Genomic DNA, 22053 nt, shown 5'->3' with positions numbered 1-22053 from the left:
TATCGAGTCGATACATCAGCTCGGTACATCGACTCGGCACAGGGCTCCGCAGGAGCACTCGGTGAAGCGCGGAGAAGGAGGAGGCGAACTTGAGCAGACGCTCAGGCATCCTCGAATTCGCCGTTCTCGGTCTGCTCCGCGAATCTCCGATGCACGGGTACGAGCTGCGCAAACGCCTCAACACTTCGTTGGGGATCTTTCGCGCCTTCAGTTACGGCACCCTCTACCCCTGCCTCAAGACGCTGGTCGCCAACGGCTGGTTGATCGAGGAGCCGGGCAGCGCCCCGGCCGATCTTCCGCCCGCCGCCGGCCGCTCGGTCGCCCCCGCCTCCTCACTGGCCGGGCGCCGCGCCAAGATCGTCTACCGGCTGACGGCAGAAGGTAAGGAGCACTTCGAGGAGCTGCTCTCGCACACCGGCCCCGACTCCTGGGAGGACGAGCACTTCGCAGCTCGTTTCGCCTTCTTCGGTCAGACGGAGCACGAGGTGCGGATGCGGGTGCTGGAAGGCCGGCGCAGCCGCCTGGAGGAGCGCCTGGAGAAGATGCGCGCCTCTCTGGCCCGCACACGCGAGCGCCTCGACGACTACACGCTTGAGCTGCAGCGACACGGCATGGAATCCGTGGAGCGCGAAGTGCGCTGGCTGAACGAGCTCATCGAGAGCGAGCGGTCGGGACGGGATCAGCGACGATCCTCGCCCGGGAGCGAAGCTCAGCAGAACACAGCAGGAGAGACGGACGGCCTGCCCCGGCACCGGGGTGACACCCCGCCGGATCCGTCCGACGACACCTCAAAGTGAGGTCCCCGCAGAACCGCGGGGCTTCATCGGGAACATCCATTACACACAGGGAGCAACCGGAATGGGTTCGGTTCGCGTAGCCATCGTCGGCGTGGGCAACTGCGCCGCCTCGCTGGTCCAGGGCGTCGAGTACTACAAGGACGCCGATCCGGCCGGCAAGGTGCCCGGTCTGATGCACGTCCAGTTCGGCGACTACCACGTGCGGGACGTCGAGTTCGTCGCCGCCTTCGACGTCGACGCGAAGAAGGTCGGACTCGACCTCGCGGACGCCATCGGCGCCAGCGAGAACAACACCATCAAGCTCTGCGACGTGCCGAACGCCGGCGTCACCGTCCAGCGTGGCCACACCCACGACGGCCTGGGCAAGTACTACCGCCAGACCATCGAGGAGTCGGCCGAGGCCCCGGTCGACGTCGTCCAGGTCCTCAAGGACCGCAAGGTCGACGTTCTCGTCTGCTACCTGCCGGTCGGGTCCGAGGTCGCCGCGAAGTTCTACGCCCAGTGCGCCATCGACGCCAAGGTCGCGTTCGTCAACGCTCTCCCGGTCTTCATCGCCGGTACCAAGGAGTGGGCGGACAAGTTCACCGAGGCCGGTGTCCCGATCGTCGGCGACGACATCAAGTCGCAGGTCGGCGCCACCATCACGCACCGCGTGATGGCGAAGCTGTTCGAGGACCGGGGCGTCATCCTGGACCGCACGATGCAGCTGAACGTCGGCGGCAACATGGACTTCAAGAACATGCTCGAGCGTGAGCGCCTGGAGTCGAAGAAGATCTCCAAGACGCAGGCCGTCACCTCCCAGATCCGCGACCGCGAGCTCGGTGCGGACAACGTCCACATCGGCCCGTCGGACTACGTGGCCTGGCTGGACGACCGCAAGTGGGCGTACGTGCGCCTTGAGGGCCGCGCCTTCGGTGACGTTCCGCTGAACCTGGAGTACAAGCTGGAGGTCTGGGACTCCCCGAACTCCGCCGGTGTCATCATCGACGCCGTCCGCGCCGCGAAGATCGCCAAGGACCGCGGCATCGGTGGCCCGATCCTCTCCGCGTCCTCGTACTTCATGAAGTCCCCGCCGGTCCAGTACTTCGACGACGAGGCCCGCGAGAACGTCGAGAAGTTCATCAGGGGCGAGGTCTCCAACTGACGCGACCGGACACGGCGCGTCGGCGTGAACGGTGATGAGCGGCAACGCTCCTCCCGTTCCGAACCGTTGAGGGTCCCTGGGTAATCCGCCCAGGGACCCTCAACGTATGTGACTCTTGAGCACATGCCCGTCGTAGGTGATCTGCGCGTACTTCTGCGCCTGCGGAACTTCCGTCGTCTGCTCGCCGTACGACTTCTTTCCCAGTCGGCCGACGGCGTCTACCAGGTGGCGCTGGCGGCACATGTCGTCTTCTCCCCGGAGAAACAGGCATCGGCGGGGGCCATCGCCTCCGCGATGGCTGTGCTGCTGCTGCCCTACTCGCTCGTCGGCCCGTTCGCCGGCGTCCTGCTGGATCGCTGGCCACGACGCCAGGTCTTTCTGTACGGCAATCTGCTGCGCGCCGCACTCGCCTGCTGCACCGCACTCCTGATCCTCGGCTCCGCACCCGACTGGCTCTTCTACACCTCGGCGCTGTGCGTCACCGCGGTCAACCGTTTCGTGCTGGCCGGACTCTCGGCCGCACTGCCGCGAGTCGTCGACAGGGACCGGCTGGTGCTGGCGAATTCACTCTCACCGACCGCGGGCACGCTCGCCGCCACGGCCGGCGGCGGACTCGCCTTCATCGTGCGGCTGGTACTCGCCGATTCCGATGCGGCGGTGGTCTTGCTGGGCGCCGCGCTCTATCTCGCTTCGGCGCTGGTCTCGTTGAGCCTTGCCACCGGGCTCCTGGGCCCGGATCAGGACGGGCACCGCATCCGGCTGGGGAAGGCGCTGGCCATCACCGCCCGGGGTCTTGCGGACGGGCTGCGCCATCTGGCGGAGCGGAGGCAAGCCACCCGGGCACTGGCCGCCATGACCGTGCTCCGCTTCTGCTACGGGGCGCTCACCGTGATGGTGTTGATGTTGAGCCGGTACGCCTGGTCCGACAGCGAATCCGAGGGCCTGGCCCTCCTCGGGCTGGCGGTGGGAATCTCCGGAGCGGGATTCTTCGCGGCGGCCGTGGTGACGCCTTGGGCGGTAGGGCGGCTCGGCCGGTTCCGTTGGATGGCCGTGTGCGCGGCGACGGCGGCCGTCCTCGAACCCGCACTGGGGTTGTGGTTCGTTCCCGCACCGATACTCGCGGCGGCGTTCGTCCTCGGACTCGTCACCCAGGGGGCGAAGATCACGACGGACACGGTGGTGCAGACCTGGGTGGACGACACTTTTCGCGGCCGGGTCTTCTCCCTCTACGACGTGCTGTTCAACGTGGCGTTCGTGGGCGCCGCCGCAGTCTCCGCCCTGATGCTGCCTCCTGATGGGCAGTCGGCCGTACTGGTGACCGGCGTGGCCGTCCTCTATGCGGTCGCCGCACTACTGCTCTTCCGCTGGAGCCGAGCCGATAGGACGCTCTAGTTGTTCCGGTCGCAGCGCCGACGTTCAGAGATGACGAGGGGTGCTGTTTCACGTGAAACAGCACCCCTCGTCATACCGGGTCCCGGTCGCGTTCGTGCTCATGTTTCACGTGAAACATGAGCACAGCCGCCGTTCGGCCACTGGCTGCACCGCCACCGGCCTCAGTTCTGCCCGGCCCACCATTGCTTGAGCTTCCCGACCGCCTCGTCATGCTCCATGGGCCCATGCTCCAGTCGCAGCTCCAGCAGGAACGCATACGCCTTGCCGATCACCGGCCCAGGTCCGATCCCCAGGGTCTTCATGATCTCGTTGCCGTCCAGGTCGGGCCGGATGGCGTCCAGCGCCTCCCTCTCCTGGAGCTGAGCGATGCGCTCCTCAAGCCCGTCATAGATCCTTGAGAGGGCAGCGGCCTTGCGCTTGTTGCGCGTGGTGCAGTCCGATCGGGTCAGCTTGTGCAGCCGCTCCAGCAGGGGGCCCGCGTCACGTACGTACCGGCGCACCGCGGAGTCGGTCCACTCTCCGTCGCCATAGCCGTGGAAACGCAGATGAAGCTCCACGAGCTTCGAGACGTCCTTGACCATGTCGTTGGAGTACTTGAGCTCGGTCATCCGCTTCTTGACCATCTTGGCGCCCACCACCTCGTGGTGATGGAAGGAGACGCGCCCGTCCTTCTCGAAGCGTCGCGTCCTCGGCTTGCCGATGTCATGAAGGAGGGCGGCCAGACGCAGGACCAGATCGGGACCGCCCTCCTCCAGGTCGATCGCTTGCTCCAGGACGGTCAGCGAGTGCTCGTAGACATCCTTGTGACGGTGATGCTCATCACTCTCCAGGCGAAGGGCGGGGAGCTCGGGCAGTACGTGCTGTGCCAGCCCTGTGTCGACCAGCAGCGCCAGCCCCTTGCGGGGGCGAGCGGACAGAAGCAGCTTGTTGAACTCCTCCCGGACCCGTTCGGCGGAGACGATCTCGATACGCCCGGACATTTCCGTCATCGCCGTGACCACATCGGGGGCGACGTCGAAGTCCAGCTGCGCCGCGAAGCGAGCAGCACGCAGCATGCGCAGCGGATCGTCCGAGAAGGACTCCTCGGGTGTGCCGGGAGTGCGCAGTACACGCTCGGCCAGGTCCTCAAGACCGCCGTGAGGGTCGATGAAGTCCTTCTGCGGGAGCGCGACGGCCATCGCGTTGACTGTGAAGTCACGACGGACGAGGTCTTCCTCGATGGAGTCGCCGTAGGACACCTCGGGCTTGCGCGAGGTCCTGTCGTACGCCTCCGACCTGTATGTCGTCACTTCGATCTGGTAGCCGTCCTTCTGGGCGCCCACCGTGCCGAAGGCGATCCCGACCTCCCATACCGAGTCTGCCCACGGACGGACGATCTTCAGCACCGCCTCGGGGCGGGCGTCGGTAGTGAAGTCCAGGTCGTTCCCGAGCCTGCCGAGGAGTGCGTCGCGGACCGAGCCGCCGACCAGGGCGAGACTGAATCCGGCATCCTGGAAACGGCGTGCGAGGTCGTCGGCGACCGGTGACACCCGCAGCAGTTCGCTGACTGCGCGGTGCTGCACCTGGGTCAGGGCACTGGGGCTGTCTTCTTTGGCGTTCGACACAACAGAAAAGGGTACGTGCCCGGACCGGCCCGGTCGCCCTGGTTTCGTCCCGCCCTGCGAGACTCTTCCGATCATGTAGCGGACTCCGCAGCACTTGGTGCCCACGCACATCGTTACCATGCGGGGACGCAGCAACCGACAACCATCGACACCAACCGACGACGACGAGGGACGGGTAGGCGCGTGGCCGAGGCGGCAGACATCCAGGAGATCGGTCCGTCTCCTGCCCGTCGATGGCTGCGGCGCACAGCCTCCTTGATCATCGGGGCGCCGCTCGTCGCCGCACTGCTGGCCGGTACGGCGGCGCCCGCCGCACCGGCCGACGGGACGACCCGGGCCCCCACCGGCTCGGAGACGGTGAAGGTCTCCCTGGACTCCCTCGCTCCGAGCGCACCGGTGAAGGGGGACACCCTGACCGTCTCCGGCACCGTGACCAACCGTGGCAAGGAGACGATCACGCAGGCGGAGGTCGACCTGCGGGTGGGCCCGAAGCTCTACAGCAGGGCGTCGATCGACACCGCCGCCAAGCACACCGGGTACGTCCCCGGCACCGAGCCCGCTCCGCTCGGCGGGAAGTACACGGTGAAGTTCGCCAAGCTCCCTGCCGGAATCAGCCAGGACTTCACGCTGTCCGTCCCGGTCGACAAATTGGGGCTCGGCGACGACGGCGTCTACGAGCTCGGTGTCTCGCTGTCGGGACAGACCTCCCGGGCCCGCTACGACCATGTGCTGGGGATCCAGCGCACTTTCCTGCCCTGGCAGGAGGAGCAGCGCGATTCCAGGACGAAGATCACCTATCTCTGGCCGCTCATCGCGTCGGCCCATGTCACTGCGGAGACCGGTTCCGACGATCAGCAGACCCCCGTGTTCGCCGACGACGAACTGGCCACCGAGCTCGCCCCGGGCGGCCGTCTCGAACAGATGGTCTCGTTGGGCAGCCAGTTGCCCGTGACGTGGGTCATCGACCCGGATCTGCTGGCCAGTGTCGACGCGATGGCGCGGAACTACCGCGTCAAGTCCGGCGACACCACCGTCGCCGGGAAGAACCAGGCCGTCGCCAAGAAATGGCTCGCCTCGCTGGAGGCCGCGGTGTCGGACGGCAAGGTCGTCGCACTGCCGTTCGGCGACCCCGATCTCGCGTCCATCGCGCACCGCGGCAAGAATGTGTCGGGCACCCTCAGCCACCTGCAGACCGCCACCGAGGTGGCTGGGACGACGGTGGAGACCATCCTGCACGTGAAACCGTCGACGGACTTCGCCTGGCCCGTCGACGGGGCGATCGACCCGTCGATCGTCGATGTCGCCACCTCGGCCGGCGCCCACAAGGTGATCGCCCGCAGCGACAGCCTCCAGGAGACCGGCGGTCTGCCGTACACGCCGACCGCAGCCCGTCCGATCGGTGGCGGCACCACCGCGGTGGTCTCGGACGCCCGGCTCTCCACGGCCTTCCAGGGCAACATGTCGACGGCGGGGAACTCCACCCTCGCCGTGCAGAAGTTCCTCGCTCTGACCCTCGCTCTGACGGAACAGGACACCGACACGGAACGGAGCATCGTCGTCGCACCGCAGCGGATGCCGACGGTCGCCCAGGCCCAGTCGATGGCCGGCGCCCTGCACGCCCTCGACGACGAGCGCTGGACGCAGCCCCTCGGGCTCGTGGACGCGGCCGAGGCGAAGCCCGACGCGGACGCGACGACCGGCGTCCCCGGGTCGTTCCAGTATCCGAAGAAGCTCCGCAGCCAGGAACTGCCCACCCAGGCGTTCCAGGACATCAAGTCCACCCAGGTCTCGCTCAACGACTTTCAGGTCATCCTCACCCACCCCGAGCGGGTGGTCACCCCCTTCGGCAATGCGATCAACCGGTCCATGTCGACGTCGTGGCGCGGCAGCCCGCTGAAGGCCCAGCAGTACCGGGACTCGGTACGCACCTATCTGCAGGGTCTCGTCAACGAGGTCCAGCTCATCTCGAAGTCGGACGTCACCCTGTCCGGCCGCAGCGCCACGATCCCGGTAACGGTGCAGAACCGGCTGTTGCAGGGTGTGGACCATCTGGTCCTCCGGCTGAAGTCGGAGAACGCCACACGGCTCAAGCTGAACAGCGGCGGAGCCGTGGCGGAGCAGCCGATCCGGATCGCCGGCGGTCACAGCCAGTCCGTGAAGTTCGACGCCGCGGCCAATGTCAACGGCCAGGTGCAGATGACCGCACAGCTCTACACCGAGGACGGCACGCCGTACGGCGAAGAGATGACCTTCACCGTGAAGGTCTCCGAGCTCACCCCGACCGTGCTGCTGGTGATCGCCGGCGGGCTGCTGCTTCTGGTTCTCGCGGGCATCAGGATGTACACCCACCGCAAGCGTGCCAACGCGGGCGGTGCGGCCGGGGACAACGGCAGCGGACCAGAGCAGCCGAGTGACCCGACGCCGGACACCGGTCCGGAAAGCGGGGCGCCGTCGGGCCCGGGTGAGAAAGTGGAACGTTGAGCGATGTCTGTCGTGGCCGGTCGGCCGGGGACGATGAGGTGGGGTTTCGATGAACGCGCCGTACGACGGTGACCGCGGTCAGGGTGCGGGCGGAGCCGGGTCTGGCGATGGGCCCGCGCCGCCTCCCGGACAGGGCCAGGTTCCGCCGACGCCCGATCCGTACCTGCAGGCCGCGTACGACTACGACCCCTACCGGGCCCAGGATCTGTCCGTCCAGGACCCGGTGAACGAGGCGCTGTACGACCGCGCCGCGCACCCGCCGCCGCCTCCTGGCACCTACCAGCAGCCCCAGCCGCTGTACCAGCAGCCGCCCGCGGCGCAGTACGCACCCGACCCGCGCATCTGGGCGCAGACCCCGCCGCCCGAGCCCGACGGGCCGTCGCGGCACCTGCCGTACGGCGACAACCCGGCGACCACCCAGTTCGTCGGGGTCGACGACCTCGTCAGCCAGGCATCCGACGACGACCGGGAGCAGCAGGACGCCTTCGCGCACCTGTTCCGGGACCAGGAGGGTCCGGCCGGACCGCCGTCCGTTCCGGCCGAGCCCGAGCCGGCCCCGGCACCCGCACCGCCGAAGTCCGGCGGCCGGGCATCCGGCCTGCTGAAGTCCAGTGCCGTGATGGCGGCCGGCACGCTCGTGTCCCGGCTCACCGGCTTCGTCCGCAGCCTGGTGATCACCGCCGCGCTCGGTGCTGCCCTGCTCGGCGACAGCTTCACCATCGCCTACACACTGCCGACGATGATCTACATCCTCACCGTCGGTGGCGGGCTGAACTCGGTCTTCGTTCCCCAGCTCGTCCGTTCCATGAAGGACGACGAGGACGGCGGCGAGGCCTACGCCAACCGGCTGCTGACCCTGGTCATGGTCGCGCTCGGTGTCATCGTCGCCATCGCCGTCTTCGCCGCTCCGTGGCTGATCCACATGATGTCGCCGACGATCGCCGGGGACGCGGCCGCCAACAGCGTCGCCGTGACGTTCGCCCGGTACTGCCTGCCCACCATCTTCTTCATGGGCGTGCACGTCGTGATGGGCCAGATCCTCAACGCCCGCGGCAGGTTCGGCGCGATGATGTGGACCCCGGTCCTCAACAACATCGTCATGATCTTCACGTTCGGCATGTTCATCTGGGTCTACGGCACCTCCGCCGAATCCCAGATGGGTGTGCAGACGATCCCGCCGGAGGGCGTCCGGCTCCTGGGCATCGGCACCCTGCTCGGTCTGATCGTCCAGGCCCTGGCCATGATCCCGTATCTGCGCGAGGCCGGCTTCCGCTTCCGCCCGCGCTTCGACTGGAAGGGACACGGGCTCGGCAAAACGGTCAAGCTGGCCAAGTGGACCGTCCTGTTCGTCCTGGCCAACCAGGCCGGGGTGATCGTCGTCACCCAGCTCGCGACATCGGCGGGCAAGCTGTCCGGCAAGGACGGCACCGGCTTCCTCGCGTACTCCAACGCCCAGCTCATCTGGGGCATGCCGCAGGCGATCATCACCGTGTCGGTCATGGCGGCCCTGCTTCCCCGCATCTCCCGCGCCGCCCATGACGACGACCCGGGCGCCGTCCGCGACGACATCTCCCAGGGGCTGCGGAACTCCGCCGTGGCGATCGTGCCGGTGGCCTTCACGTTCCTCGCCCTCGGCCTGCCGATGTGCACCCTGCTGTACGCCTCCGCGGGCACCGAAGCCGCTCGCTCCATGGGCTACATCCTCATGGCCTTCGGTCTCGGCCTGATCCCGTACTCGGTGCAGTACGTGGTGCTGCGTGGCTTCTACGCCTACGAGGACACCCGGACGCCCTTCTACAACACCGTCATCGTCGCCGCGGTCAACGCGGCCGCCTCGGCCCTCTGCTACGTGGTTCTGCCGGCCCAGTGGGCCGTGGTCGGCATGGCCGCCTCGTACGGACTCGCCTACGCCGTCGGTGTGGGCATCGCCTGGCGACGGCTGCGCAACCGGCTGGGCGGCGACCTGGACGGCGCCCACGTCGTACGCACCTACGCCCGCCTGTGCCTGGCCGCCGTCCCGGCGGCCGTACTCGGTGGTGGCGTGGGCTTCGCGGTTCTTCTGGGCCTCGGCGAAGGAGCCTTCGGGTCACTCGTCGCGCTGATCTGTGGTGGGGCCGTTCTGCTGGGCGTCTTCTTCGTGGCAGCCAAGCGGATGCGGATCGAAGAGATCAACGGCATGGTCGGCATGGTCCGAGGACGCCTCGGGCGCTGAGGATCACCGGCCGCACAACCATCACCGCCCCTGGCGTGTCGTGCATAGCGCCGGAGTGTGGGCACAATTGGCGTGACTGTGCAGAGCTGGCTGGCATCGCGCAACGGATGGGGAGGCAGGAACGACGGTGGCGGAACGTAGCACGGCTGCCGTCGACGTGGCCGACAACAGCGGTGATGAACCGCTGACCGCCAAGGCGGACGAGGCCACGACCGACGGGACGGCAGAAGCTCAGGACACGACGGGCACCGAGCCGCAGGACACGGACGGAGAGCGCATCAGCTCCGAAACCACCCTGCCGACCCCTGATCTGCACAGTGGGCACAAACTTGCCAGACGTTACCGGCTTGAGGAGTGCGTCACCCGTCTGGACGGATTCAGCAGCTGGCGTGCTGTCGACGAGAAACTGCGCCGCGCGGTGGGCGTTCATCTGCTCCCGGCCGATCACCCCCGCGCCCGCTCCGTGCTGGCCGCCGCCAGATCCTCCGCCCTGCTCGGCGACCCGCGCTTCGTGCAGGTACTCGACGCGGTGGAGGAGGACGACCTCGTCTACGTCGTCCACGAGTGGCTCCCCGACGCCACCGAGCTCACCTCTCTGCTGGCCTCGGGGCCGATGGAAGCGCACGACGCGTACCAGCTCGTCAGCCAGGTCTCCCAGGCCATGGCAGCCGCGCACCGAGAAGGGCTCGCGCATCTGAGGCTGACGCCCGGGGCGGTGCTGCGGAGCTCGACCGGCCAGTACCGCATCCGAGGACTCGCGGTGAACGCCGCCCTGCGGGGCATCACCTCCGAAAGCCCCCAGCGTGCGGACACCGAGGCGATCGGTGCCCTGCTCTATGCCGCACTGACCCAGCGCTGGCCGTACGAGACCGACGCCTACGGCCTGTCCGGGCTGCCCAAGGGAATGGGGCTGATCGCCCCCGACCAGGTGCGGGCCGGTGTGCATCGGGGCCTGTCCGAGCTCTCCATGCGCGCACTCGCCAACGACGGCGCCACTGCCTCACGGCAGGAGCAACCGTGCACCACCCCGGACGAGCTGGCCAAGGCCGTTGCCGCGATGCCCCGCATCCGTCCTCCGGAGCCCACCTTCACGGCGCCTCCGGAGTATCAGCGCACGACCTACCAGCAGGGCACCTACGGACGTCCGACCGCAAGCCCCGGCGCCACGCAGCCCGTGATCGCCGTGCCGCCGGCCCCGCTCCAGAGCCGCACCGGCAAGGTCCTCAAGTGGGCGGTGTCCGCACTGCTCATTGCCGCCCTGGGCCTCGGCAGCTGGCAACTCGCCGAGACGCTCTTGAACCAAGGCAAGGACTCGGGGACCGACGACACCACACAGACCACCCCGGAAAGCGGCGACAAGCCCTCGGCCCCGCTCAAGCCGCTGCGTATCGCCGGTGCCGAAGAGTTCATGCCCAATGGCTCGGGGATAAAGCAGGAGCTGGCGCCGAAGGCCATCGACGGCGACGCAAGCACCGCCTGGATCACTCCGCGCTACGAGGGCTACGCGAACTTCGGCAACCTTCCGAATCGCAGAGACGGCAGCGGCATAGTCGTCGACCTGGGCAGCGTGCAGAGAGTCGCCGGAATCAAGGTCACGATGTACCGCAGCGGGCAGAAGGCCGAAGTGCTCGCAGCCGATGCCGACGCTTCCGCCCCGTCGTCCCTCTCGGACTTCCCCCAGCGCCTCACGAAGCTCGAAACCGTGGGCAGCGACTTGAAGACGACCTTGGACAAGCCCGTACGGACCCGCTACGTGCTGATCCACATCACCGAACTCCCGTCGGACGGAACGTCCGACGGCTACCGGGGCGGGATCTCGGAGATCTCCGTGCTCAGCTGACGCAGCAGGCCGGTGGGAGCCCCTCCCACCGGCCTTTCGCACCATCGGCCCGGTCGGCACACCTTCACACCCTCACATCGGGCCGTGCATCTTCCGCCCTCTGCCCTGCTCCCACGAATCGTGATAGACAGACGCACCTTGACGCAGAGACAGGGAGGGAGGGGGAGGTGGCCGTCGAGCCGTCGGAGCCGCTCAGCGACTCAGACCTCCTCGCTCGCCATGTGGCCGGTGAACCCGACGCCTTCGGCGAGCTCGTACGACGCCACCGCGACCGGCTGTGGGCCGTGGCACTCCGGACCCTGGGTGACCGCGAGGAGGCCGCCGACGCCGTCCAGGACGCCTTGGTCTCCGCCTTCCGGGCCGCCCACACCTTCCGCGGCCAGTCCGCCGTCACCACCTGGCTGCACCGCATCACCGTCAACGCCTGCCTCGACCGGGTCCGCAAGGCAGCCACCCGCAAGACCTCACCGGTCAATGACACCGAACGGTTCGAGCAGCTCCTCGACCCGCACGAGTCCGCCGAGGCACCGGCGGAGCGCCAGGATCTGCACCGCGAGCTACTGGCCGCACTCGCCACTCTCCCCACCGAGCAACGTGCCGCACTCGTCCTCGTGGACATGCAGGGGTACCCCGTGGCCGAGGCAGCACGCATCCTCGACGTACCGACCGGCACCGTGAAGAGCCGCTGTGCCCGGGGCCGGGCCCGGCTGGCCCCTCTGCTCACTCACCTCCGCAGTGAGAGTGCGGAGACCGATGAAGCCACCGCGGAAAGGAACCGGACGCCACGCGCGTCCGTCCCACCGGCATCGGGGCCGAGAGACACCGGGACAAGCGATCCTGCTGCAGTGAAGGGCGGAGGTGGGCGCGCATGACATCAACGACCGACACGACCCAGCACCCGGATGTCTCGGAGATCTCCGACCTCACGGAAGGGCTGCTCCCACCGTCACGGGGGGCAGAGGTACGCAGTCATGTGGACGGCTGCGCACTCTGCGGTGATGTCCATGCCTCCCTCATTGAGATCCGAGGGCTGCTCGGCACCGTGCCAGAACCACAGCCCATGCCCGACGATGTCGCCGACCGCATCGACGCCGCGCTCGCCGCCGAAGCTCTCCGCACCACGGCACCTGCCGACACGGCACATGTTTCACGTGAAACAGAACGCTCCGTGGCGCAGAAGCCGAGCACGGAGCCCACCGGCCCCTCGAACCGCCCTGCGGGGCATTCAAGGGCAGCGACCGGCCCTGGACGCCGACCGGCCGGACGTCGCCGCCGCGCAGCCGTCCTCGGCACCGCCCTCGGTGCGGCCGTGGTCGGTGTGAGCGTTCTCATACTGCAGAGCCTTCAGCCGTCCCAGGAGGCTGCCGGCCTCAAGGCGGCGGACCGAAGCTCCGACTCCACGGCAAAGAGCGCGGGGGGCTTTTCGGAATCGACGCTCGAAGACCAGGTGCACACGCTGCTTGCGAGTGCCGCCGCGAAGCCCTCGACTTCGGACAGTGCTGACACGGAGAAGAAGGCGCCATCCGTCGAGGAGCAGTCGACGCCGAAGAGCGACTCCCCGGCGTCCGAGTCGCCTCGAATGCCATTGCGCGCGCCCACCGTGCCCGTCCCGCCCTGTGTGGAGCAGGGCATCGGGCGGACGACTGCGGCCCTCGCCATGGAAGAAGGCAGCTACGAAGGAAAGCACGCCTTCCTGGTCGTGCTGCCGCACCCGTCCGACGCGACGCGTGTCCAGGCGTATGTCGTCGACGCGGCCTGCGTCGGGGAGAAGCCCGCTGCCAAGGGGAAACTGCTGCTGACCCGCGCCTACGCCCGCCCCTGAGAATCGTGCCGTACGCCGCCCGGCACGGCGGGAATGCATCCCCCGTAGGATCCGTTGGGTGGGGTGAGAGTCGTTGAACCGGCCCCAGTAGGCGTGGACAGTAGGCAGTCTGCAGAGACGAGGAAGAAACCCGTGAGCGACGTCCGTAACGTGATCATCATCGGCTCCGGCCCTGCGGGCTACACGGCCGCCCTTTACACCGCACGCGCCTCGCTGAAGCCGCTGGTGTTCGAGGGCGCCGTCACCGCCGGTGGCGCGCTGATGAACACCACCGACGTGGAGAACTTCCCGGGCTTCCAGGACGGGATCATGGGCCCCGAGCTCATGGACAACATGCGCGCCCAGGCGGAGCGCTTCGGCGCCGAGCTCGTTCCCGACGATGTCATCTCCGTGGACCTCTCCGGAGACATCAAGACGGTGACCGACACGGCCGGGACGGTGCACCGCGCCAAGGCCGTGATCGTGACGACCGGCTCCCAGCACCGCAAGCTCGGCCTGCCCAACGAGGACGCCCTCTCCGGTCGAGGCGTCTCCTGGTGTGCCACCTGTGACGGCTTCTTCTTCAAGGACCAGGACATCGCCGTGGTCGGCGGTGGTGACACCGCGATGGAGGAGGCGACCTTCCTCTCCCGCTTCGCCAAGTCGGTCACCATCGTCCACCGCCGTGACTCGCTGCGGGCCTCCAAGGCCATGCAGGACCGCGCCTTCGCCGACCCGAAGATCAAGTTCGCCTGGGACAGCGAGGTTGCCGGGGTCCACGGCGAGCAGAAGCTGTCCGGTCTGACCCTGCGGAACACCAAGACCGGCGAGACATCGGAGCTCGCGGTGACCGGCCTGTTCATCGCTGTGGGCCACGACCCGCGCACCGAGCTCTTCAAGGGCCAGCTCGACCTCGACGACGAGGGCTACCTCAAGGTCGACGCCCCCTCGACGCGCACCAACCTGACCGGTGTCTTCGGCGCCGGTGACGTAGTCGACCACACCTACAGGCAGGCCATCACCGCTGCCGGCACGGGCTGCTCGGCCGCTCTCGACGCCGAACGCTTCCTCGCTGCGCTCGCCGATGACGAGAAGGCCGCTGCGGCCACCGTCTGATCCAAGACTTTCTGACCCCACACCCCAAGTAGTTAAGGAGGCCGCCGTGGCCGGCGCCCTGAAGAACGTGACCGACGACTCCTTCGACGAGGTCGTCCTGAAGAGCGAGAAGCCCGTCCTGGTGGACTTCTGGGCCGCTTGGTGCGGTCCCTGCCGCCAGATCGCGCCGTCACTGGAGGCCATCGCTGCCGAGCACGGCGACCAGATCGAGATCGTCAAGCTCAACATCGACGAGAACCCGGCCACGGCCGCCAAGTACGGCGTCATGTCCATCCCGACCCTGAACGTCTACCAGGGCGGCGAGGTCGCCAAGACCATCGTCGGCGCCAAGCCGAAGGCCGCGATCCTCCGCGACCTCGAAGGCTTCATCGGTGAGTAGGACCGCGGTCCTCTGTTTCACGTGAAACGGGTCCATCCCTCGGGGGGATGGACCCGTTTCACGTTTGCCCTTCGGTCACAGCGGCCGCAGCGCCGGTTCCTTCTGGACGGCACCCAGCAACCGGTCCAGCGCCAGCTCAACGTCTTCCTTCCAGGAAAGCGTCGTACGCAGCTCCAGTCTCAGCCGTGGATAAGCGGGATGCGGCCGTACGGTCTTGAAGCCCACCGCCAGCAGATGATCCGCGGGCAGCACACAGGCGGGTTCCTTCCACCGGGCATCCCCGAAGGCCTCGATCGCCTTGAATCCCCGACGCAGGAGATCCTTGGCAACGGTCTGCACCATGACCCGCCCCAGACCCTGCCCCTGGTAACCCGGCACGATCCAGGCAGTCATCAGCTGCACGGCATCGGAGGAGACGGGACTCGTCGGGAAAGCCGTCGAGCGCGGCACATAGGCCGGTGGTGCATAGAGAACGAACCCCACCGGCACATCGTCGACATAGACGACGCGACCGCAGGAGCCCCACTCCAGCAGAACGGCCGAGATCCAGGCCTCTTTCTCCAGCTCGGGCCTTCCTGCCTTTACCGCAGCGTCCCCGCTGACCGGATCAAGCTCCCAGAAGACACACGAGCGGCAGCGTCTGGGGAGATCGGAAAGGTTGTCCAGTGTGAGCGGTACGAGCCGACGCCCCATGAAGGCTGTTCCTCGCTTTCTTCGCCCGCCGTATCGCGTACGGCAGTCAGTGCACTCCGTTCGAGGAGCAGGCTGCCGAAGAACCCTCCGACAGCCCCCAGGCCCAGCCCTACTGTCGCCAGTCGGCTGCGGCTCACTGATCGCATGGCCCTCCCTCCGCCGAGTTGACTCAAGCCGGATGTGCCATACCAGAACGCATCGTATCCACCCAGAGATGAAGCGGACACCGAGAGAAAGCAAAGGGCGGGCCGTGTTCCGGTATGCACCCGGACACAGCCCGCCCCCTCAGCCCATCCGGCAGAGGTCAGCCCTCGTCACCGTCAGCGGGATCGTCGGACGGTCCCTGATCCAGCACCCGCCCCTCACCCGGTGCCAGGCTGCCGAGGATGCGGTCCAGATCCTCCATCGACGCGAACTCGACGACGATCTTTCCCTTCTTCTGTCCGAGGTCGACCTTCACCCGGGTCTCGAAGCGATCCGACAGTCGGGAGGCAAGATCAGTCAGCGCGGGCGACACCCGGCCACCGGCTCGCGGCCCCTTGGACTTGGTGGGACTCGTGGACCTGGACCCCATGAGGGTCACGATCTCTTCGACAGCCCGCACCGACAGCCCTTCGGCCACGATGCGATGCGCCAGCCTGTCCTGCTCCTCCGAGTCGTCCACGGACAGCAGCGCCCGCGCATGACCGGCCGACAGAACCCCGGCCGCAACCCTGCGCTGAACCGGAGGTGACAGCCTCAGCAGACGCAGCGTGTTGGACACCTGAGGGCGCGAACGCCCGATCCGGTCGGCCAGCTGGTCATGCGTGCACTTGAAGTCCTTGAGCAGCTGGTCGTACGCAGCCGCTTCCTCCAAGGGATTCAACTGAGCCCGGTGAAGATTCTCCAGGAGTGCGTCCAGGAGAAGCTTCTCGTCGTCCGTGTCCCGGACGATGGCCGGGATCCGCTCCAGACCCGCCTCACGGCAGGCCCTCCAGCGACGCTCACCCATGATGAGCTCATAGCGGTCCGGACTCGTCTTCCGTACAACGACGGGCTGGAGAAGACCCACCTCCTTGATGGAGGTGACCAGCTCGGCAAGTGCGTCCTCGTCGAACACCTCACGGGGCTGACGCGGATTCGGGGTGATGGAGCCGAGCGGAACCTCGGCAAAATACGCACCGGCAGCTCCCGCCGACTCCGCACCGGCGTCGGGTGCCGTATCCGGCACACTCGGCTCGGGCACAACCGCCGCGGACGCGAGAGCGGTCACCTTCGCAGCGGCCACCCCCCGCTCTGCCGTCAAGACAGGACCCGCCCCAGGAGACGCTGAACCCGCCCCCATGGACGGCACCTGCTTCTCCTGGGGAGCGGCGGGAATCAGGGCACCCAGCCCACGCCCCAACCCTCTTCGACGCTCGCTCACTGAATCCCCTCCGAAATGCTCTGCTGGCTGTTCCCAGTGCCCGTGTGGGCATGCTGGGCCTCGTACTGCACCCCGACACCCCGCAGGGCGATCTCACGCGCCGCTTCGAGGTACGAGAGCGACCCACTCGAACCCGGGTCATAGGTCAGCACGGTCTGCCCGTAGCTCGGTGCCTCCGAAATTCGCACCGACCGCGGAATGCTCGTCCGCAGCACCTCCTTGCCGAAGTGACTGCGCACCTCCTCCGCGACCTGCGAAGCGAGCCTGGTCCGGCCGTCATACATGGTGAGCAGGATCGTCGACACATGCAGAGCGGGGTTGAGATGACCCCGCACCAGGTCCACATTGCGCAGCAGCTGCCCCAGCCCTTCCAGGGCGTAGTACTCGCACTGGATGGGAATCAGCACCTCGGCACCGGCGACCATGGCATTGACCGTCAGCAGACCGAGCGAAGGCGGACAGTCGATCAGGATGTAGTCCAGCGGCTGCTCGTATGCCTGGATCGCCCGCTGCAGTCGACTCTCCCGCGCCACCAGCGACACCAGCTCGATCTCCGCACCGGCGAGATCGATGGTGGCGGGGGCACAGAAGAGACCTTCGACGTCCGGGACAGGCTGGACCACCTCGGAGAGCGGCCTGCTCTCCACCAGGACGTCATAGATGGAGGGAACTTCGGCATGGTGATCGATGCCCAGAGCCGTAGAGGCATTGCCCTGCGGGTCAAGATCGACCACCAGAACGCGCGCTCCGTGGAGCGCGAGCGAGGCGGCAAGGTTGACCGTCGTGGTCGTCTTACCTACCCCGCCCTTCTGATTGGCCACCACCATGACGCGCGTCCGGTCAGGACGAGGCAGGCCCTCGCCGGCGCGGCCAAGGGCCTCGACCGCCAGCTGGGCCGCGCGACCGATGGGTGTGTCGTCCATCGGCGGCGGTGTTTCACGTGAAACACCCTCCCCCGCCGATTCGGTTCGGGGACCGGGGACCGGATCGGTCATCGGTCCCGCGATGTTGGCGTCGGACCGCAAGGATTCACTCTCCTCGACTTCAGGCTCGCAATGAACAGAGCCTGCCATGCTTTCGGGGTCGTGAACCAGCGAGGCCCGCTCTTCTGTGGATGAATCCACTTCTGTGGACAACTCCGTAGCCCTATCGGGCCCGCGAAGCCGCGGCGCGGCGGCCGCACGACCGCGGCTGATGATCCCATGCAGCAGAGAGCGACGTTTCACGTGAAACACGATGCCCCTGCAGCGTAGCTACAGGGGCACGACACTCCGCATGGGGTATGTATGGCCGCTTCCCGGGATCATCACCAACAGACTGCACAGACCGTACGCAGCGACCGAGCGTGACCAAGCGTGTCAGCGGCGGCGTCTCGTGCGGCTGGTCCTCGCGGCCTTGGCCCTCTTCGCGGCGAACCTCACACCGCCCGGGCTCTCCCCGACCACCACGCGCACCACTGTGGACATCGGATCGACAATGCCCTCTCCGACATGCAGCACCTCGGTCTCCACCACACCGAGCTTGCTCAGGGCCGCACGCGCACCGGCGATCTCCTCCTCGGCGGTATCCCCCTTGAGCGCCAGCATTTCTCCGTACGGACGCAGCAGCGGAACGCCCCAGCCGGCCAGCCGGTCGAGCGGCGCCACGGCTCGAGCAGTCACCACGTGGACCGGCTGCAGCGTTCCCAGGACCTCCTCGGCCCGGCCACGCACGACCGTCACATGGTCCAGCCCCAACAGTTCGACGACTTCCTGGAGGAAGTTCGTCCGACGGAGCAGGGGCTCCAACAAAGTGATCTTGAGATCCGGACGCACCAGCGCCAAGGGGATACCCGGTAGACCCGCCCCCGAGCCCACGTCGCAGACCGTGACCCCTTCGGGCACGACCTCGGAAAGCACCGCGCAGTTCAGCAGATGCCGCTCCCACAGGCGCGGCACCTCACGCGGGCCGATCAGCCCGCGTTTCACCCCGGCATCTGCCAGCAGTTCCGCGTACCGGACAGCCTCCGGGAAGAAATCACCGAAAACCGCCCGTGCCCCTTCGGGCGCCTGGGGAAGCTCTACTTCCGCCGTCACGGGAACCGTCCTTCCATACCGCACTACCGCGCTGTGGGTGGCTGACTATCAGGCTGACAAAGATCGGCCCCGCCTGCGAACAGACGGGGCCGACAGAACAAGGGTCCGGTCAGGCCGGGAGAACGACGACGAAGCGCTGCGGCTCCTCGCCCTCGGACTCACTGCGCAGACCGGCGGCCGCGACCGCATCGTGCACGACCTTGCGCTCGAACGGCGTCATCGGGTCCAGCTTCACCGGCTCACCGGTGCTCTTGACCTCGTCAGCGGCCTTGGCGCCCAGCTCGGCGAGCTCGGCCCGCTTCTTGGCCCGGAAGCCGGCGATGTCCAGCATCAGCCGACTACGGTCACCGGTCTCCCGGTGCACAGCAAGCCGCGTCAGCTCCTGGAGCGCCTCCAGCACCTCACCGTCGCGGCCCACGAGCTTCTGCAGATCACGTGCCGAATCGCTGATGATCGAAACCGCGGCCCGGTCCGCCTCGACGTCCATGTCGATGTCGCCGTCGAGATCGGCGATGTCGAGCAGGCCCTCAAGATAGTCCGCTGCGATCTCGCCCTCCTGCTCAAGGCGGGTCAAGGTGTCGCTGCCCTCAGCGGCCGTGGAGGTGGTGCCTTCCGTCACGGATGGACTCCTTCTTACTTCTTGGACGGGTGCTTGGGCCGCTGCGGACCCTTGCGCTGTCCGGACTTGGCTTGGCGTGAGGAGCCGGACGCGGACTTGCCCTCCGGCTTGGGCTTGTCGTCCTGCGATCCGTCCTGCTTCTGCAGGGAGGTCTTGGATCCCGACTCGGTGGAGCCGGCGTCCTTGGCGCCACCGGTCTGACGCTGGGCCTTGGTCTGGCGCTTGGGCTGCTGACGCCGCCCCGCGGCTCCGCCCTCGGCCTCGGCAAGAGCCGTGTCGCTCTTGATCACCGTGCCGTCCTCCTGGGCGGCGAGGCCCAGCTTGGCCAGGCCCGTGATGAACTTCCGCTCGATGTCATTGCGGTCCGGTCCCTTGGACACGATCCGCTTCACCGTATTGCGCTTGGTCCTGCCACGGACCTCACCGTGGGCGGTGACGCTCTTCAGCAGGCGTCCCAGGTACTGGTCCTGCGCCTTGCTGCCCGGCGTCGGGTTCTGGTTGATCACGTACATCTGCTGACCCATGGTCCAGACGTTGGTGGTCAGCCAGTAGACGAGGACACCGACGGGGAAGTTGATGCCCATGACGGCGAAGATCACGGGGAAGATGTACATCAGCATCTTCTGCTGCTGCATGTACGGCGTCTTGACCGTCAGGTCGACGTTCTTCGTCATCAGCTGGCGCTGGGTGAAGAACTGCGACGCCGACATCATCACGATCATGACCGCGGTGACGACCCGGACATCGACCAGAGAGGCGCCGAGAGCGGTGACGTCCGACGCGCTGTCCATGAACTTGGCAGCGAGCGGAGCACCGAAGATGTGTGCCTTACGGGCGCTGTCGAGCAGCGGCTGGTCGATGACCCCGATCGTCTTGCCCGAGGCGATGGCCGACAGCACGTGATACAGAGCGAAGAAGAACGGCGACTGCGCCAGGATGGGAAGGCACGAGGAGAGCGGGTTGGTGCCCGTCTCCTTGTACAGCTTCATCATCTCTTCGGACTGTCGCTGCTTGTCGCTCTTGTAGCGCTCCTGGATCGCCTTCATCTTCGGCTGGAGCACCTGCATGTTCCGGGTCGACTTGATCTGCTTCACGAAAAGCGGGATCAGGCAGATCCGGATCAGCACCACCAGGGACACGATGGACAGGCCCCAGGCCCAACCCGTGTCATCGCCGAAGATCGCTCCGTACAACTTGTGGAACTGGACGATGACCCATGAAACGGGCCAGGTGATAAAACTGAACAGACTGGCAATCGTGTCCACTAATCAAGCTCCTTGAGCATTGGGCGAAGTCTCTGCGGCCGGGCTCGGGGGTTCGGAATCCGACCCCCGGGAAGGCACATCAGCGGCGGAGTCCCCGCCCTTGCCACCGCGCATGGCATTACGCAGCAGTTCGTGCCAACGCGGACGTTTGCGCGGTGGGACATAGTCCACGCCACCGGGTGACCACGGATTGCACCGAAGGATGCGCCAAGCCGTCAGCGCGGTTCCCTTGATCGCTCCGTGCCGGTCGATCGCCGTATATCCATAGTGGGAACACGACGGGTAGTAACGGCAGACAGGCCCGAGAAGTGGGCTGATCGTCCACTGGTACAGCTTGATAAGAGCCAGCAGCGGGTACTTCATCGCGCGCCACCTCCCAGCAGCCGCTGCAGAGCGGCGTCCAGGTCTCGGGCCAGCTGTTCATGGTCGGCGTCGCCCGCTCCGGGCAACGCTCGTACGACAACCAGGCTACCGGGGGGCAGCAGGGCCAGTCGTTCGCGGACCAGGTGGCGAAGCCTGCGCTTCACCGCTGTGCGCACAACCGCTCCACCCACGGATTTGCTGACAACGAAACCCGCACGCGGCGGGGGAGCGTTCTCCCCAGTCACGTGCGGGTCCGTTGCACCGCTGCGTAGATGAACGACGAGTAGCGGGCGGCCGGCCCGGCGTCCTCGACGTACTGCGGTCGCGAAGTCCTCGCGCCGCCTCAGCCGATTCTCGGTAGGCAGCACGTCATGACCTGTAGGCGATCAGGCGGACAGGTTGGCGCGACCCTTGCCACGGCGGGACGCGAGGATCGCGCGGCCGGCTCGGGTGCGCATACGCAGCCGGAAGCCGTGGGTCTTCGCGCGACGACGGTTGTTCGGCTGGAAGGTGCGCTTGCTCACTCGGGGGCTCCAGAAATGACTCGTGTGTTGGCGGGACATCGCCTGGCTGTCACCGTGCGCCCACGAGGAACTCGCGTAAACGCTCTAGTGCACCGCTTCACAATCACAGATCGTGATCTTTGCCCATCGGAGGCAGGCGGCAGCAGCCATCGACAACTCGACCTGGTCACGGTACGCGCGGCTGCGCCATCCGGTCAAACCGGCTCCGCAGCACCCCGCACTGTGCACAGCCTGTGGACAACGACTTGAACCACGCGGGTCGGCCTGACTACCGTGGCTGAACTCCGGTTCCTTTTCTTCCTGCCTGCCGGTCCCCACCCATCCCGACCCATCCCGTCCCGAG

Annotated in this window: 20 protein-coding genes; 10 read left to right on the top strand and 10 right to left on the bottom strand. The window is 67.3% G+C overall.

Going from position 1 to position 22053, the window contains the following annotated elements; genetic code table 11:
• Positions 1–89: 89 nt before the first annotated feature.
• The 3 genes from ACF1B9_RS09415 (at position 90) to ACF1B9_RS09405 (ending at position 3333) form a co-directional block, all read left to right on the top strand.
• Entirely contained in the window at positions 90–797 is a 708-nt protein-coding gene (locus tag ACF1B9_RS09415) for a helix-turn-helix transcriptional regulator (protein WP_376286810.1), read from the top strand.
• 61 nt (positions 798–858) lie between these two features.
• Positions 859–1941 carry an inositol-3-phosphate synthase gene (locus tag ACF1B9_RS09410; RefSeq protein WP_351072308.1) on the top strand — a complete coding sequence of 361 codons (1083 nt, stop codon included), beginning with the start codon at positions 859–861 and terminating at the stop codon, positions 1939–1941.
• A gap of 123 nt (positions 1942–2064) precedes the next feature.
• Entirely contained in the window at positions 2065–3333 is a 1269-nt protein-coding gene (locus tag ACF1B9_RS09405) for an MFS transporter (protein ID WP_391741282.1), read from the top strand.
• 161 nt (positions 3334–3494) lie between these two features.
• Here the strand turns inward: ACF1B9_RS09405 and ACF1B9_RS09400 are convergent, their stop codons facing one another.
• The gene (locus tag ACF1B9_RS09400; RefSeq protein WP_391741283.1) at positions 3495–4937 is read right to left on the bottom strand and encodes a CCA tRNA nucleotidyltransferase; all 1443 of its coding nucleotides are present in this window, start codon (positions 4935–4937) and stop codon (positions 3495–3497) included.
• Positions 4938–5120: 183 nt separating this feature from the next.
• Between ACF1B9_RS09400 and ACF1B9_RS09395 the strand changes: the two genes are divergently transcribed.
• From ACF1B9_RS09395 to trxA, 7 genes are all read left to right on the top strand, one after another.
• Positions 5121–7418, top strand: coding sequence for a DUF6049 family protein (locus ACF1B9_RS09395; RefSeq protein WP_391741284.1), 2298 nt, complete (start codon positions 5121–5123; stop codon positions 7416–7418).
• Between the two features lie 49 nt (positions 7419–7467).
• Positions 7468–9630 (top strand): murein biosynthesis integral membrane protein MurJ, encoded by a 2163-nt coding sequence (gene murJ, locus ACF1B9_RS09390; protein WP_391741285.1) that lies wholly within the window; start codon positions 7468–7470, stop codon positions 9628–9630.
• 127 nt (positions 9631–9757) lie between these two features.
• The gene (locus ACF1B9_RS09385; RefSeq protein ID WP_391741286.1) at positions 9758–11470 is read left to right on the top strand and encodes a protein kinase family protein; all 1713 of its coding nucleotides are present in this window, start codon (positions 9758–9760) and stop codon (positions 11468–11470) included.
• A gap of 167 nt (positions 11471–11637) precedes the next feature.
• Positions 11638–12342, top strand: a complete 705-nt coding sequence (sigM, locus tag ACF1B9_RS09380; protein WP_391741287.1) for an RNA polymerase sigma factor SigM — start codon at positions 11638–11640, stop codon at positions 12340–12342.
• Positions 12339–13292: a hypothetical protein gene (locus tag ACF1B9_RS09375; RefSeq protein WP_391741288.1), complete on the top strand. Its 954-nt coding sequence runs from the start codon at positions 12339–12341 to the stop codon at positions 13290–13292. The genes sigM and ACF1B9_RS09375 overlap by 4 nt, the downstream gene beginning before the upstream one ends.
• Positions 13293–13424: 132 nt before the next feature.
• Positions 13425–14387, top strand: a complete 963-nt coding sequence (gene trxB / locus ACF1B9_RS09370; RefSeq protein ID WP_391741290.1) for a thioredoxin-disulfide reductase — start codon at positions 13425–13427, stop codon at positions 14385–14387.
• A gap of 46 nt (positions 14388–14433) precedes the next feature.
• Positions 14434–14766, top strand: coding sequence for a thioredoxin (trxA, locus tag ACF1B9_RS09365; RefSeq protein WP_351072285.1), 333 nt, complete (start codon positions 14434–14436; stop codon positions 14764–14766).
• A gap of 75 nt (positions 14767–14841) precedes the next feature.
• Here the strand turns inward: trxA and ACF1B9_RS09360 are convergent, their stop codons facing one another.
• The 9 genes from ACF1B9_RS09360 to rpmH form a co-directional block, all read right to left on the bottom strand.
• Positions 14842–15459 carry a GNAT family N-acetyltransferase gene (locus ACF1B9_RS09360; protein ID WP_351072282.1) on the bottom strand — a complete coding sequence of 206 codons (618 nt, stop codon included), beginning with the start codon at positions 15457–15459 and terminating at the stop codon, positions 14842–14844.
• A gap of 304 nt (positions 15460–15763) precedes the next feature.
• Complete coding sequence (locus ACF1B9_RS09355) at positions 15764–16864, bottom strand: ParB/RepB/Spo0J family partition protein (protein WP_391741293.1); 1101 nt, start codon at positions 16862–16864, stop codon at positions 15764–15766.
• On the bottom strand, positions 16861–17937 hold the full coding sequence (locus ACF1B9_RS09350; RefSeq protein ID WP_376283908.1) for a ParA family protein: 1077 nt from the start codon (positions 17935–17937) through the stop codon (positions 16861–16863). Before ACF1B9_RS09350 ends, ACF1B9_RS09355 begins: the two co-directional genes overlap by 4 nt.
• A gap of 285 nt (positions 17938–18222) precedes the next feature.
• A complete protein-coding gene (gene rsmG, locus ACF1B9_RS09345) occupies positions 18223–18939 on the bottom strand; it encodes a 16S rRNA (guanine(527)-N(7))-methyltransferase RsmG (RefSeq protein ID WP_351072276.1) in 717 nt (238 codons plus the stop codon).
• Positions 18940–19048: 109 nt separating this feature from the next.
• Positions 19049–19558, bottom strand: a complete 510-nt coding sequence (locus ACF1B9_RS09340; protein ID WP_114245516.1) for a R3H domain-containing nucleic acid-binding protein — start codon at positions 19556–19558, stop codon at positions 19049–19051.
• A 14-nt stretch (positions 19559–19572) separates the two neighbouring features.
• Entirely contained in the window at positions 19573–20823 is a 1251-nt protein-coding gene (gene yidC, locus ACF1B9_RS09335) for a membrane protein insertase YidC (RefSeq protein WP_391741294.1), read from the bottom strand.
• A 3-nt stretch (positions 20824–20826) separates the two neighbouring features.
• Complete coding sequence (yidD, locus tag ACF1B9_RS09330; protein WP_391741295.1) at positions 20827–21186, bottom strand: membrane protein insertion efficiency factor YidD; 360 nt, start codon at positions 21184–21186, stop codon at positions 20827–20829.
• Positions 21183–21554, bottom strand: a complete 372-nt coding sequence (rnpA, locus tag ACF1B9_RS09325; protein WP_351072269.1) for a ribonuclease P protein component — start codon at positions 21552–21554, stop codon at positions 21183–21185. The genes yidD and rnpA overlap by 4 nt, the downstream gene beginning before the upstream one ends.
• Before the next feature lie 18 nt (positions 21555–21572).
• A complete protein-coding gene (gene rpmH / locus ACF1B9_RS09320) occupies positions 21573–21710 on the bottom strand; it encodes a 50S ribosomal protein L34 (RefSeq protein ID WP_030930485.1) in 138 nt (45 codons plus the stop codon).
• Positions 21711–22053: the final 343 nt, after the last annotated feature.

The sequence above is a fragment of the Streptomyces sp. NPDC014727 genome (assembly GCF_043083485.1).
Taxonomy (GTDB): domain Bacteria; phylum Actinomycetota; class Actinomycetes; order Streptomycetales; family Streptomycetaceae; genus Streptomyces.
Note: the sequence above shows the minus strand (reverse complement) of the source record. Positions and strands in the feature narration are given on the sequence as shown.

What these genes read in the sequence shown, in the direction of transcription:
- yidD (WP_391741295.1), bottom strand. Translation starts at nt 21,186, where the DNA reads ATGAAGTACCCGCTGCTGGCTCTTATCAAGCTGTACCAGTGGACGATC.
- murJ (WP_391741285.1), top strand. Translation starts at nt 7,468, where the DNA reads ATGAACGCGCCGTACGACGGTGACCGCGGTCAGGGTGCGGGCGGAGCC.
- ACF1B9_RS09350 (WP_376283908.1), bottom strand. Translation starts at nt 17,937, where the DNA reads ATGGCAGGCTCTGTTCATTGCGAGCCTGAAGTCGAGGAGAGTGAATCC.
- ACF1B9_RS09410 (WP_351072308.1), top strand. Translation starts at nt 859, where the DNA reads ATGGGTTCGGTTCGCGTAGCCATCGTCGGCGTGGGCAACTGCGCCGCC.
- ACF1B9_RS09360 (WP_351072282.1), bottom strand. Translation starts at nt 15,459, where the DNA reads ATGGGGCGTCGGCTCGTACCGCTCACACTGGACAACCTTTCCGATCTC.
- ACF1B9_RS09405 (WP_391741282.1), top strand. Translation starts at nt 2,065, where the DNA reads ATGCCCGTCGTAGGTGATCTGCGCGTACTTCTGCGCCTGCGGAACTTC.
- ACF1B9_RS09375 (WP_391741288.1), top strand. Translation starts at nt 12,339, where the DNA reads ATGACATCAACGACCGACACGACCCAGCACCCGGATGTCTCGGAGATC.